The sequence below is a fragment of the Stenotrophomonas sp. LST15-1-1.1 genome, assembly GCF_040815575.1.
Lineage (GTDB): Bacteria > Pseudomonadota > Gammaproteobacteria > Xanthomonadales > Xanthomonadaceae > Stenotrophomonas > Stenotrophomonas lactitubi_B.
This window is the reverse complement of record NZ_JBFPNJ010000023.1, coordinates 166015-178972: the sequence shown is the minus strand read 5'-3', so window position 1 is coordinate 178972 and position 12958 is coordinate 166015. Positions and strand designations below refer to the sequence as shown.

Annotated in this window: 11 protein-coding genes; 4 read left to right on the top strand and 7 right to left on the bottom strand. The window is 65.6% G+C overall.

Going from position 1 to position 12958, the window contains the following annotated elements; all coding sequences use genetic code 11:
* Positions 1-142: 142 nt before the first annotated feature.
* On the top strand, positions 143-2302 hold the full coding sequence (fhuE, locus tag MRBLST15_RS11120) for a ferric-rhodotorulic acid/ferric-coprogen receptor FhuE (protein WP_367785921.1): 2160 nt from the start codon (positions 143-145) through the stop codon (positions 2300-2302).
* Positions 2303-2449: 147 nt separating this feature from the next.
* Here fhuE and MRBLST15_RS11115 read toward each other — a convergent pair whose 3' ends face one another.
* A complete protein-coding gene (locus MRBLST15_RS11115; protein WP_414716159.1) occupies positions 2450-5248 on the bottom strand; it encodes a TonB-dependent receptor in 2799 nt (932 codons plus the stop codon).
* Positions 5249-5575: 327 nt separating this feature from the next.
* Positions 5576-5983 carry an ExbD/TolR family protein gene (locus MRBLST15_RS11110; protein WP_367785919.1) on the bottom strand — a complete coding sequence of 136 codons (408 nt, stop codon included), beginning with the start codon at positions 5981-5983 and terminating at the stop codon, positions 5576-5578.
* 151 nt (positions 5984-6134) lie between these two features.
* On the opposite strand from MRBLST15_RS11110, the gene MRBLST15_RS11105 reads away from it, so the two are divergent.
* Entirely contained in the window at positions 6135-8120 is a 1986-nt protein-coding gene (locus MRBLST15_RS11105; protein WP_265954516.1) for a transglycosylase SLT domain-containing protein, read from the top strand.
* A gap of 93 nt (positions 8121-8213) precedes the next feature.
* The gene (locus tag MRBLST15_RS11100; RefSeq protein WP_367785918.1) at positions 8214-9434 is read left to right on the top strand and encodes a multifunctional CCA addition/repair protein; all 1221 of its coding nucleotides are present in this window, start codon (positions 8214-8216) and stop codon (positions 9432-9434) included.
* Between the two features lie 43 nt (positions 9435-9477).
* Here the strand turns inward: MRBLST15_RS11100 and MRBLST15_RS11095 are convergent, their stop codons facing one another.
* The 5 genes from MRBLST15_RS11095 to MRBLST15_RS11075 all read right to left on the bottom strand — a co-directional run bounded on the left by MRBLST15_RS11095 (position 9478) and on the right by MRBLST15_RS11075 (position 12078).
* Positions 9478-9912, bottom strand: a complete 435-nt coding sequence (locus MRBLST15_RS11095) for an SseB family protein (protein ID WP_236511533.1) — start codon at positions 9910-9912, stop codon at positions 9478-9480.
* Between the two features lie 87 nt (positions 9913-9999).
* Positions 10000-10359 (bottom strand): helix-turn-helix domain-containing protein, encoded by a 360-nt coding sequence (locus MRBLST15_RS11090; protein WP_100462573.1) that lies wholly within the window; start codon positions 10357-10359, stop codon positions 10000-10002.
* Positions 10356-10658 (bottom strand): type II toxin-antitoxin system HigB family toxin, encoded by a 303-nt coding sequence (locus MRBLST15_RS11085; RefSeq protein ID WP_265954523.1) that lies wholly within the window; start codon positions 10656-10658, stop codon positions 10356-10358. Before MRBLST15_RS11085 ends, MRBLST15_RS11090 begins: the two co-directional genes overlap by 4 nt.
* Positions 10659-10704: 46 nt before the next feature.
* Positions 10705-11043, bottom strand: coding sequence for a hypothetical protein (locus MRBLST15_RS11080; protein ID WP_265954525.1), 339 nt, complete (start codon positions 11041-11043; stop codon positions 10705-10707).
* 3 nt (positions 11044-11046) lie between these two features.
* Entirely contained in the window at positions 11047-12078 is a 1032-nt protein-coding gene (locus tag MRBLST15_RS11075) for a S41 family peptidase (RefSeq protein WP_367785917.1), read from the bottom strand.
* 374 nt (positions 12079-12452) lie between these two features.
* Here MRBLST15_RS11075 and MRBLST15_RS11070 point away from each other — a divergent pair, with 374 nt between their 5' ends.
* Positions 12453-12875, top strand: coding sequence for a hypothetical protein (locus MRBLST15_RS11070; protein ID WP_367785916.1), 423 nt, complete (start codon positions 12453-12455; stop codon positions 12873-12875).
* The last annotated feature ends 83 nt before the right edge of the window (positions 12876-12958 follow it).

The following is a 12958-nucleotide window of genomic DNA, read 5'->3' as shown; positions in this document are numbered from 1 at the left end:
GACGGTTCGTCCGTCCTCGCATTGCCCAGCCACCGCCCTGAAACACAGGGCTTCGCCAGCGGCGTGAGATCCCCACCAGCCGCGGCGCCAGACCATCCGGGAAGCCGGTCGGACGCACGCACGTGCCCGTCCAGGAACCTTGATGAACCGTTCGACCTCCCCCCTGCTGCCGCATCGCCTGTCCGCAGCGGTGCTCTCCGCCCTGTGCCTGGCCGCCGCCCCCGCAGCCGTCGCCGAAACCGCCGCCGACCCGACCACCCTCGACAAGGTCGTGGTGAAGGGCGAGCGTGCCGAAGGCTATTCGGTGCGTCGCACCTCGGCCGGTACCCGCTTCGACCTGGCGCCGCGCGAAATCCCGCAGTCGGTCAGCATCATCAGCCATCAGCGCATCGAAGATCAGCAGCTGGACGACATCATCGACGTGCTGGGCAACACCACCGGCGTGACCAGCACGCAGTCGGACAGCGAGCGCACCGAGTTCTACGCACGCGGCTTCTACATCGATGCGTACCAGTTCGATGGCCTGCCCACGCAGATGGTGCAGAACTGGAGCTACGGCGACTCCGGCCTGGACCTGGCCCTGTATGACCGCGTGGAAGTGGTGCGCGGCGCCACCGGCCTGCTCAGTGGCGCCGGCAACCCGTCGGCATCGGTGAACCTGATCCGCAAGCACGCCGACAGCGCCGAGCTGACCGGCAGCGTGTCTGTGAACGTCGGCAGCTGGGGCCGCACCCGCACCACCGTGGACGTGGGCAGCGCACTCAATGCCAGCGGCACGGTACGCGGCCGGGTGATCGGCAGCTACCTGGACACCGACGCGCAGATGGACCGCTACAACCAGCGCAAGACGCTGGGCTATGCGGTGATCGATGCCGACCTGACCCCCGATACCCAGCTCAGCGTGGGCTACGACTACCAGCAGAAGCGCGCCAACGGCGCGACCTGGGGTGGCTTCCCGATGCTGTACTCCGACGGCAGCGCGACGCCGTACGACGAATCGTTCAACGCCAGCCCGAACTGGACCTACTGGGACACCACCAGCAAGCGTGCGTTCGCTACCCTGCAGCACGCCTTCAGCAACGGCTGGAAGTTCAAGATCGGCGCCACGCATGACGAGACCAAGGCCGACGACAAGCTGTTCTACCCTGCGTACAACGACTGGACCACCGGCGCGTCGAACTTCGACAAGACCACCGGTGCGGGCATTTCGCCCTCGGCCGGCTTCTACAACACCGAGCGCAAGGTCACCGGTGTCGATGGCTATGTCGACGGCCCGTTCCAGCTGTTCGGTCGCGAGCACCAGTTCATGGCCGGCCTGAGCTACAACAAGCGCGAGTACGCCAACTATGGCGACTACCAGGTGGGCGGCGCTGGCCTGCCGTGGAACCCGTTTGCCAGCTATTTCAACTGGACCGGCAACATCAGCGAGCCGAACTGGAATCCGCTGGCGCTGGCCAGTGAGGGCACGATCACCCAGAAGGCCGGCTATGCCGCCGCACGGTTGTCACTGGCCGACCCGTTGAAGCTGATCATCGGCGCACGCTACACCGACTGGAAAAGCGAAGGCGAAGGCGCGGACCGCCAGCACAAGGTCACCACACCGTATGCCGGTCTCGTGTTCGACATCAACGACACCTACTCGGCGTACACCAGCTACACCGAGATCTTCCAGCCGCAGACGCTGAAGGACCGCAACGGCAGCTATCTGGACCCGGTCGATGGCAAAAGCTACGAAGTGGGTGTCAAGGGTGCCTGGTTCGACAACCGCCTGAATGCTTCGCTGGCGGTGTTCCGCATCGAACAGGACAACGTCGGCCAGATCACTGGCGAGCCGGTGCCCGGCAGCCAGAACGAATTCGCCTATCGCGCCGCGCGCGGCACGGTCAGCCGTGGCTTCGAGTTCGAGTTGAACGGCGAACTGGCACCGGGCTGGAATGCCACCTTCGGTGCGTCACGCTATGTGGCCAAGGACATCAACGACGCCGACATCAACACCAACCTGCCGCAGACCGCGCTGAAGCTGTTCACCAGCTACACCCCGCAGTCGCTGCAGGAACTGACTGTCGGTGGCGGTGCCAATTGGCAGAACCGCATCTACTACCCGGTGCCGGCGTATGGCCGTATCGAGCAGAGTGGCTACGCCCTGGTCAGTGCATTCGTGCGCTACCGCATCTCGCCGGAGTTCAGCGTGCAGGCCAACCTCAACAACCTGCTGGACAAGAAGTATCTGTCGCAGATCAATGGCTACGGCGCGTATGGCGATGGCCGCAACGGTTCGCTGACCTTTACCTGGTCGTTCTGAGCAGGCGCGGGGCACGATCGCCCCGCACCTGTAGAGCCGAGCTCATGCTCGGCTGCCTTTCGCAACGTTGTGGGCGATCAAGCCGAGCATGGGCTCGGCTCTACATCCACATGGGGACGCCGGGCTGAGCCCGGCGCCGTCCCTTCATCAGAACCGCAGGTCCGCGCGCAGGTACCAGTAGCGGCCACGCGGGATGTCGTAGGTCGACGCGTCATAGCCGTTCAACGAGCACGACAGGCAGATCGGCGGATCCTTGTCGAACACGTTGTTCAGGCCGGCCGTCAGCTGCAGCCCCTTCATCCAGTCGATCTTGTAGCCCACCTGCGCATCATGGAAGGTGGTGGCCGACAGTGTGTTGGTGCCGGCCGCCTGGTTGCTGCACACCGGGAACGCCACGGCGTCACCGCAGTCTTCGGTCAGTTCGGAAATGTGGCGCACCGTCCAGTTGGCACTCCAGTTGTCCAGCGTCCACCCGATGCTGGCATTGCTGGTCCACTCCGGAATCGAACTGTCAGCCACTTCCACGCCGGGCTTCTGCGGCTGCCGCTGGCCGGCCGCACCGGTGGCCTCATAGCGACCGACGAAGGTGTTCTTCCAGCCCAGCTTGAACTGGCCGATCGGGCTCTGCGGCAGGGTCCAGAACAGATCCACATCCCAGCCATCGGTCTTGATCGAACCCAGGTTGGTCAGGCGGTTGTTGAAGCTGCTGACCGCACCGGTGCTGGCACGGGTGATGCCATCGCAGTAGATCGGGTCCAGCGTATCCACGCACAGGTCCAGCTGGGTCTGCGCGTTGATCGCCTGGATCGCGCCATCGATGTTGTGGCGATAGAAGGTCACTTCCACGTCGAAGCGTTCCGACCACGACGCATCGTTGCCGAACCAGGGGCTCCACACGAAGCCGGCACTGAAGCTGCGCGACCGCTCCGGTTCCAGCTCGCGGTTGCCGCCGGTGGTCACCGAGATCTGCGAGTTGGCCTGCTGGAAGCCCGTAGGCACGCCCAGCGAGGCACAGTTGGCCGCGCTGCCACGCGGCGGTGTGCCACCCAGGCCCACTGAGCAGGGATCGAACAACTGCAGGTCGGCGCGCGCAGCCGAACCGTACAGCTCACCGATCGACGGTGCGCGGAAGCCTTCGGCATAGGTGGTACGCAGCACGAAGTCATCGGTCACCTGCCAACGCAGGCCGTACTTGGGCGTGAACTCGCCACCGAAGGTCGAGTAATCCGAGTAGCGGCCGGCCAGGCTCAGGTCCAGCTTCTTGCCCAGTGCCGAGTCGGCGAAGATCGGCACGCTCAGCTCCAGGTACGCTTCATTGACGTCGTAGGAACCGGACGTCGGCTGTGACGGTACGCCGTTGTAGTGGCCGATCACCGTCAGCGGGTCAGGCTGGTACGAGCCTTTGTATTTGCGGTGTTCGAGGCCGGTGGCGAAGGACACCGGGCCGGCCGGCAGAGTGAACAGATCGCTGGACAGATTGGCGGTGAACAGGCTCAGCTCGTTCTGGCTGCGGTCGCGCACCACCGGCTGGATCCAGCGCAGCATGTCCGGGGTGATCGAACCTGCACCACCGAAGATGTTCAGCGGCACGCAGCCTGGCGTGGCCGCGCACACGGCCGGATCGCCCAGCGCCATGTTGACGTTGTAGATGTTGTAGCTGCCGTAGTTGGTCTGCTCGGCCTTGTTCTTGCTGTACATGCCGTTGACGTCCCAGTACCAGCTGCGGTCGGCCGCCTGGAAGTTGCCGACCAGGCCGGTGGCGAAGTACGTGGTGTCCACCTGCTGCTCGAATACGCGCGCGCCACCTTCCACCGGGCGGCGACCGATCAGGCTCATGTTGCCCGACGACACCAGGTCGAAGCCGAACGGGTTGTACGGGTTCAGTGCCGAGACCACGATGTTGTCGGCCAGCGGATTGCCGGTGGCGCCATCGGGGCCGAAGAACAGCGGCTCCGGGCCGGCCTGGTTGGTCGACTCGCGGCGGTTGCCCAGTGCCTTGACGTACCACTGCACGTTGTCGGTGATGTCGAAACGGAACTGGCCGAACAGGCCCTTACGCTCCGATGGCGTCAGCACCATGTTGTATTCGGCGAAGTTGAAGCGGTCGGCGCTGGTGAAGCAGTGGTAGTCGTCGGTGCGGTTGCAACCGGCGCTGCCGTCGTAACGCGGGCTGCTCACGCCGGTGTTGGGCACGATGTCCTGTTCGGCACCGGTATTGGGATCGACGAAGGCAAAGCGCCCCTGCGGAATGCCGCCGCTGCCGAAGGCCAGGCCGGTGCCGGGGATCGGGAAGCGCGACTGCTCGCGGTCTTTCGCATACACCGGGTCCTGCTTGGTCCAGCTTGCCCCCAGGAACAGGCTGTAACGGTCGCCACTCTTGCCCCAGGCCAGGTCCACGCCCTTCTGCGTGCCGTCGCCCTTGCCGTACTGGCCATAGTTCAACGTTACCTGGCCGCCATCGAAATCGCGGCGGGTGATGATGTTGACCACACCGGCGATGGCATCGGAGCCGTACAGCGACGACGCGCCGTCTTCCAGCACTTCGATGCGTTCAACGATGGCCAGCGGAATGGTGTTGAGGTCGGTGGCCGAGCCCACGCCCGAGGCCGAGGATTCGTTGACCCAGCGGATGCCATCGACCAGTACCAGTACACGCTTGGCCCCGAGATGACGAAGGTCCACCTGCGCCGAACCCGCGCCGACGCCACTGCCGTCGGGCGGGAAACCGAAGTTGCCCGACGAATTGAATTTGGCATTGAGCGCCGAGCCGGAACCTGTGAGCTGTTGCAGCACTTCACCGATCGAGGTCAGGCCGGTGCGTTCGATGTCGGCGCGGTTGAGGGTCTGGACCGGCACCTGGCCTTCCACTTCAGCGCGCTTGATGCGGGTGCCGGTGACTTCGATCGCGTCCAGATTGGTGGTGGTCGATTGGGCAGCAGCACCCATCGGTGCCAGGGCGGTCACGCACAGCGCGACGGCAACCGCCAAGGGGCGGTGGTGCAGGTAATTCATTCGCTCTCTCTCCAAAGGAATGTCGGGACATGGACTGCCGCGCTCCCCCCTGCATGGCGGCAGCGTCTCCTTTGTAAACAAGCGGTAAAGATCGCGACGTGATGCCCGACACTGTTTCACGCGGATTTGACGATTCTGAAAGCAGATAACGTCATTTGGCTACGTATTCACCGAAGGCGGCGATCTACATCGGCGCGCTTCCGAGAGCCTGCTGCCCTAGTGCGGCCCTCCCTAGGGAAGGCCGCACCGGTCAAGCCATCATCACTGCACGAACGCGATGCGTTGCATGCCGGTGGCCTCGGCGGCGGCCAGGATCTTGGCGATGCCGTCGTACTCGGCCGACGGATCGGTGCTGATGCGCAGCTCCGGCAGGTTGCCGGCATGCTCACTGGCCTGCGCCTGCAGGCGCGACTGCAGATCGCCGACGGCCATCGGCTGCCCGTCCCAGCTCAACTGGCTGGACGCATCCAGCCGCAGCTCGATCGGCGGTGGTGGCTCGGGGCGATCAACCACGCGATCGGTGGCCTGCGGCAACTGCACGTTGATCGGCCGCGACAACATCGGCGCGGTCACGATGAAGATGATCAACAACACCAGCATCACATCCACCAGTGGCGTGACGTTGATGTCCGCCAGTGGGCCGCTTCTTCCTGCGCTACTGAATGCCATGTGCCGCTCCCTGCAGCAGGGCCGGTCGCCCCAGCCCAAACCTACGCCGGCCAGCTGCCCTCGCGGCAGTGCGGATCACCTCATCATTCAGCTGTCGTTGCCCTCTGCTGCCGTGTACGCAATGAGAAACTGAATTCAGCCACCGCCCGCTATGCTGGTCGCCATGACCCGACGATCTTCGACCGCCCTGTCCCTGCTCCCGCTGGCCACCACGCTGCTGATCGGCTGCGCGAGTGCCCAGTCCCTCGATGCCCAGAACGCCCAGTTGAAGGCGGCCATCGCGGCCGCCGAACGTGGCCAGTTCGATCCCGGCCAGGCCGCCGCGCTCAGCCGCCATCCAGCGTATGGCTGGCTGGAGTTCGCCAACCTGCGGCGCAACATCGACACCGTGGATACGGCGCAGGCACAGGCCTTCCTCAAGCGCTACCAGGGCCAGGCCGTGGCCAACAGCTTCCGCAGCGCCTGGCTGCCCTCCGTGGCGCGCCGGCAGGACTGGCCGACGCTGCTGGCCAACTGGGTGCCGACCGACAACCTCGGCCTGCGTTGTGCGCAGCTGACAGCGCGCCAGGCCACCGGCAAGGTGGACCCGCAGTGGATTGGCGAGGCACAGGATCTGTGGCGCAAGAACGGCAAGTCGCTACCCGACGCCTGCGACGCCGTGTTCGCCGTGCTGCAAGCGCAGGGTGGCATGAGCGATGCACTGCGCTGGGAGCGTATCGATGCCGCTGCCGATGCCCAGCAGCCGGCGGTGATGCGTTCGGCCGCACGCGGCCTGCAGGCGGGCGATCTGGCGCTGGCCAACACCTACGCCGCCTTCGTCGACAAGCCCAACGCCAGTGCCCTGAACTGGCCGCGCAACGAGCGCAGCCGACGCATCGCCACCGATGGCCTGGCCAAGCTGGCCAAGGCTGACCCGGACGCCACCGAACAGCAGCTGCCGCAGTACGCGCAGGCGTTGGGCCTGAGCGCCGAACAGCAGGGCCAGGTGCGTTACCAGATCGCCCTGTGGACGGTGGCGTCCTACCTGCCCGACTCTGCCCGCCGCTTGAATGCCGTACCCGATGCGGCCTACGACGAACGCCTGCACGAATGGCGCGCACGCGAAGCAATGTCGCGCGGCGATTGGCCGGCGACGTTGGCAGCGATCCGCAAGATGGGCCCGACCCAGCGCAACGATTCGCGCTGGCGCTATTTCGAAGGCCGCATGCTGGAAAAGACCGGCCAGGCGCAGCAGGCGCAGCCGCTGTTCCGCGAAGCCGCACGCGCGCCGACCTTCCATGGCTTCCTGGCGGCGGACAAGCTGCAGCAGCCCTACACGCTGTGCCCGTGGAAGCCCGACGACAGCGCGCAGGCGCAGGCCGTGGTGGCCCGCGATCCGGCCATCCAGCGCGCGATGGCGCTGTACCAGATCGACCGCGCCGGCTGGGCGGTGGCCGAATGGAACAACGCACTGTCGCGCTTCGATGACACCCAGCGTCGCCTCGCGGTACGCGTGGCGCAGGACAACGGCTGGTTCGACCGTGCGGTGTTCTCGCTCGGCAAGCAGAAGCAGGAGCAGCGCCTGTACGACCTGCGCTTCCCGCTGCATCACGACGCCACGATCCGTCGCGAGTCGGCGCGCAATGCGCTGGACCCGGCCTGGGTGGCCGCTGAGATCCGTGCGGAAAGCGTGTTCAGCCCGCGCGCGCGTTCGCCTGCCAACGCCATGGGCCTGATGCAGGTGCTGCCGGCGACCGGTGCTGGTGTTGCCAGGTCCATCGGTCTGACCGGCTACGGCGGCGCTGACAGCCTGTACGACCCGGATACCAACATCGCCATCGGCAGCGCGTACCTGCGGCAGTTGATGAACAAGTACGACGGCCTGCCCTACGTGACCATCGCCGCGTACAACGCTGGGCCGACACCGACCGCACGCTGGCAGACCCAGCGCCCGGGCTTCGATCCGGACCTGTGGATCGAGACCATCAGCTACAAGGAAACACGCGAGTACGTTGCCCGCGTGCTGGCCTTCAGCGTGATCTACGACTGGCGACTCAATGGCGACGCATTGCCGCTGAGCGACCGCCTGATGGGCCGCCTGGTGGACAAGCGCAAGGCCTTCACCTGCGCCGCCAACGCCGACCAGGGCGGCGACTGATCGCCCGATGACGGTAGCGCCGGGCCATGCCCGGCGGACGCCACGATGTATCCCGCCGGGCATGGCCCGGCGCTACCGTGTCATCATCCCCACATGAAGATCTATCTTGTCGGCGGCGCCGTGCGCGACCGCCTGCTGCAGCGCCCTGCCGGCGACCGTGACTGGGTCGTCGTCGGCGCCACGCCCGCGCAGATGGAAGCGCAGGGCTTTACCGCCGTGGGCCGCGATTTCCCCGTCTTCCTGCACCCGAAGACCGGCGAGGAGTACGCGCTGGCGCGCACCGAACGCAAATCCGGCCGTGGCTACCGCGGCTTCGTAGTCGATGCCGATCCAGCGGTGACGCTGGAAGAAGACCTGCAGCGCCGCGACTTCACCATCAACGCCATCGCCTGCGATGAAGACAGCGGCGCGCTGGTCGACCCCTACGGCGGCGCGCGTGACATCGAGCAGCGCGTGCTGCGCCATGTCGGTCCTGCCTTCGTCGAAGACCCGCTGCGCGTGCTGCGTGCGGCGCGCTTCATGGCCCGCTTCGCCTCGCTCGGTTTCACCGTCGCGCCGGAAACAATGGAGCTGATGCGCGAGATTGCCGCCAGCGGCGAGCTCGACGCACTGGTGCCGGAACGTGTGTGGCAGGAACTGCGCAAGGCACTGGTGTGCGAACGCCCGTCCGCGTTCCTGCGCACCCTGCACGACGCGCAGGCGCTGGGCCCGATATTGCCGGAGCTGGAAGCGCTGTACGGCGTGCCGCAACGCGCGGAATTCCATCCGGAAGTCGACACCGGCATCCACCAGGAAATGGTCAGCGACATGGCTGCGAAGCTGGCGCCCGGCGATGATCTGGTCGGCTTCGCTGCACTGACCCACGACCTCGGCAAGGGCCTCACCCCGCCCGAGGAATGGCCGCGCCACATCATGCACGAACAGCGCGGCATCAAGCCGCTGAAAGCACTGTGCGCGCGCCTCAAGATTCCGGCCGAGCACCAGCAGTTGGCCGAGGCGGTATGCCGCGAGCATCTGAACGTGCATCGCATCGACGAGCTGCGCGATGCCACCGTGCTGGAACTGCTGGGCCGCTGCGATGCGCTGCGCCGGCCGGAACGGGTGGCCCGCATCGCGCTGTGCTGCGAGGCCGACAAGCGCGGCCGGCTCGGTTTCGAGGACAGCGACTACCCGCAGGGCGAAACGCTGAAGCGCCTGCACCAGGCCGCGCTGTCAGTGCAGGCACGTGACCTGGATACCACGCACCTGAAGGGGCCGGCCATTGGTGAGGCGCTGGCCAAGGCGCGCGTGAAGGCGATCGCCGCCGTCCGCTGAAGCATCTGGTGGTGCCGGCCGCTGGCCGGCAACCACAGCTTTATCAGTGCGCCATCCCACGCGTGATCGCCGCAGCACGTTCCTTCAGCTGCGCCACCGCGTCGGGGATCATCTCCATGCCCACGTCCAGGCCCGGGTTCAGCACCAGGCCAACGCCCTCGCCGATGCCCGACAGCAGCGCATGCACCGCGATGGGCATGGCATGGGCGAACTGCGGCAGCTGCTCGTGCCAGATTTCCGCGCGCTCGGGCGCAGTGAACACCGCGAACATCGGCTCGCCGCCTTCGCTGGTCAGCACCAGCGGCGAAATGCTCTCGTCCCAGGCACCGTCTTCACCGATGGCCTTGTCCAGCAGCACGAACACCGGCGCGGTCAGCAGGCCGTCGAGGAACTGAGAAGCCGTAAGGGTTCCGTCCTGGGCCTGCAGCAGGCGCACTTCCAGGTCGTTGGCGGGTTCGAACGGCATTTCGTGGTCCATGGTCGGTTCCGGTACGTGATTGCTGGCTGCAACTTTAGCAGGCCCTGCACAAGGCTACGTACACCCCATCCCGCACCAGGATGAACCTCAGCGGCCGATCAGGCTTTCCGCCGGAATGCCCAGGTTGCGGTGCAGGTTGCGGATCATCTCCAGGGTCAATCCACGCTTGCGATTCAACACCTCATACACGCGGTTGAGCTGACCAATGGAGGGCACCAGGTCCTTGACGGTCAGACCGCCCTGCTCCATGCGGAAGCGGATTGCCTCGATGGGGTCCGGCAGTTCGATCGGGTAATGCTTCGCTTCGTAGGCCTCCACCAAGGTGGCGAGAATCTCGAACCGGTCACCTTCTTCACTGTCCAGGGCGGGTTCGTTGTCGAAATAGGCCTCCAGCTCGCGCAACGCATTCTGGTAGTCATCTTCTGTGCGAATGGGACGAATGTTCATTTTTCCTCCACGGTCGCTACGTCAATCACGTCGTATTCGGCATGGGTGCCGATGAACTTGATGTAGACCATCTGACGCTGATAAGTAACGTCGACAATCAACCTGTGGCTGTTGCCTTTGATGTTGAAAACCACGCGACTGCTACCGACGAAACTCGCACTCGCATAACAACTGCGGATGTCATGCGGACTCGCCCAGGCGGCGCGCCTCACTTCGTCATGCCAGGCCTTCAGCGGTTGCTCGCACTCTGGAAACCTCTCCCAGTAGCGCCTGAGCGTAGACAGCGCGAAAACTCTCACGGGCGCATCCTAGTCCCAATATGGGACATATGCAAATCATGACCCATCAGATGCCTCCGTGCCCCTGCCGCCACATCCACCCCGCCACTGCCAGCCCGGCCACCACCACCAGCATCACCGGCAGGCCGAAGCGGTGTCGCCACGGGATCGGCACCCCGCCCAGCTGCTGGTCCATGCTTTCGGTATCCAGCACCCAGCCATGCTCGCAGCCGGTGCAGGCCAGCTCATAGCGGCGCTGGTAGACGAAGCCGAACAGCAGGTCGATGCGCGCCATCTTGTAGCGCAGCTGCGGGGCGAACTCGGTTTCAGCCTGGCAGCGCAGGCAGTGGTGTGCTTCGGTGGGGCCGACAATCAGCACCCGTTCGTGCTGGCCGATCAGCAGCATCGGTCAGCGCCCCGCACAGGCCGGTTGGGCCAGCAGCCAGGCCTGGGCAGCGGCGATGGTTGCAGCATCGCCTTCGCTGGGCTGGTCCGGCGCGATCTTCAGCCCATCGCCACGTCCGTTGCGGTCCCGCATCACGCTGGTGGTCAGCACCAGTGAACTGCCATCGACCAGCGGCCGCACGATGTTGGCCGTGGACATGCCGGCGGTGGGCAGACCGAAGCTGCGTGTCTGCGGCCGGCCACGGAAGGCCAGCACCGTGGCTTCACCGGAACTGGCGGTTAGCGGACCGGTCAGCACGGCTACCGGCGCACCTGGGTTCTTCAAACGGTAGCCGGGTGCACCGAGATCCACGATTGCACGCGAACCCAGGCGCACGCCGGACGCAGTCGATTGCCAGCCTTGCGCCCCCTCGGCGGTGGCGAAGGAGCCGACGTCTTCGTCATCGTTCGCCGAGGTACGCAGCAACGGCGCTGCACCCACCAGCATCGGCCACATGTTGCCACCGGTGTTGCCGCGCAGATCAACGATCCAACCGCAGCGGTTGCCGTTGTCCTTGTCACCGATGATCGCCTGCCAGCGTGCGGCACGTGCCTTCATCTGTTCGCGCGCGGCTGGGCCCGGGGCGGCGGAATAGCCTTCGATCCCCATCCAGCCGATGCGCCGATCCAGTAAATCGACCGGCACAGGCGCTTCCGGCGCGGTGGCCACTGCGGCATTGGAGCGACCAAGACGCCGCGCCTCCAATTGCAGCCGCTGGGAACTGATCCAGCGGCCATGACCACCGGAGCTGCGGTCAATCGCCTCGCGTAGAACGTCACGCGTCCTGCCCGGATCGCCCTGCGCGGTCTTCAGGCGCGCGCGGATGGCTGGCCATTCCACGCGGTCACGGTACAAGGCCTCGCGCTCCAGCATATCCAGCAGTTCGGCTTGCGCCTGCGGCGTTGGCAGTTCGATGGGCTCCCCTGCCACCGCTGGCATCGCGATGAAGAAAAGCGCCCCCAGTGCAGCGACCATCGGGCGGATATCAAGGTGCATTTGACGTTCCTTCGTCATTGGTGGGTACCGCAGCATACCGCCTCGGGATACGCGCAGCGTGTCGCATCAGGCACATTTGTATCGGATTGCGATTTACAACTTTGCTCATGTCATCGCGCGGGTGAAAGCACGAAGGTTGTTCTGCCACCGCGCTTTGCGTTGGCCGGGATTGGCGTCCCGAATCAAACATTCAAGCGATCAGATTGCCGCTTCAACGGCAATCACGACAATGCACCTGCTCGCTCATGGCGGGCGGTGCGTGGGGATCCTCGCGATCCGTCGGCTTTTTTCGCTTGGATTTTGACCGGCACGCCAACCCGCACCGCCCGCCACCTTGCATCCCGCAGGTGGCACAGCCCTGTGAGGTTGTTGCCATGACCACGCTCTACCCCACCTATCCTCGCCTGCACACACTGCTGGGCGATGCCCTGCCCGACCTGCAGCTGTCCAACGCCGCTGCCGAGGCATTGGAAGACGCGCTGACCGAAGCCGATGAAGCCGCTCCCACGCCCGCCTTTTTCAAGCGGTTGCGCGACATCACGCGCTGCCACGCCGCCGACGGCGAGCCGTGGACGGAACTGCGCATCACGCCGGCGCGTGCCCGCGATCTGGCCGGGACCACGCGCTGCCTGCTGGCATTGTCGGCATTGGGTGGCGTGTTGCTGGCGACGCAGGCCGCGCGTGAACTGGACGACGCGGAGGCGCAATGCCCGCCGGTGACAGAGGAAGGGTTGCTGCATGCGGTGCAGCTGCTGGCCGATCACGCGGGTGCGTTGCTGGGGCGTTCGCCGTTGTAATGCAGCAGCGTGGGGATTGATTGACTGCTGCCAAGGCGTGTCGACCTAGGTCGACACCTACCAGGGCGGTGCATGGCGCCCGT

Excerpts from the sequence above, each read along its gene's own strand:
- MRBLST15_RS11115 (WP_414716159.1), bottom strand. The coding sequence starts at position 5,248 with ATGGGTGCTGCTGCCCAATCGACCACCACCAATCTGGACGCGATCGAA.
- MRBLST15_RS11105 (WP_265954516.1), top strand. The coding sequence starts at position 6,135 with ATGCTGGTCGCCATGACCCGACGATCTTCGACCGCCCTGTCCCTGCTC.
- MRBLST15_RS11095 (WP_236511533.1), bottom strand. The coding sequence starts at position 9,912 with ATGGACCACGAAATGCCGTTCGAACCCGCCAACGACCTGGAAGTGCGC.
- MRBLST15_RS11090 (WP_100462573.1), bottom strand. The coding sequence starts at position 10,359 with ATGAACATTCGTCCCATTCGCACAGAAGATGACTACCAGAATGCGTTG.
- MRBLST15_RS11075 (WP_367785917.1), bottom strand. The coding sequence starts at position 12,078 with ATGCACCTTGATATCCGCCCGATGGTCGCTGCACTGGGGGCGCTTTTC.
- MRBLST15_RS11080 (WP_265954525.1), bottom strand. The coding sequence starts at position 11,043 with ATGCTGCTGATCGGCCAGCACGAACGGGTGCTGATTGTCGGCCCCACC.
- MRBLST15_RS11100 (WP_367785918.1), top strand. The coding sequence starts at position 8,214 with ATGAAGATCTATCTTGTCGGCGGCGCCGTGCGCGACCGCCTGCTGCAG.
- fhuE (WP_367785921.1), top strand. The coding sequence starts at position 143 with ATGAACCGTTCGACCTCCCCCCTGCTGCCGCATCGCCTGTCCGCAGCG.
- MRBLST15_RS11110 (WP_367785919.1), bottom strand. The coding sequence starts at position 5,983 with ATGGCATTCAGTAGCGCAGGAAGAAGCGGCCCACTGGCGGACATCAAC.
- MRBLST15_RS11070 (WP_367785916.1), top strand. The coding sequence starts at position 12,453 with ATGACCACGCTCTACCCCACCTATCCTCGCCTGCACACACTGCTGGGC.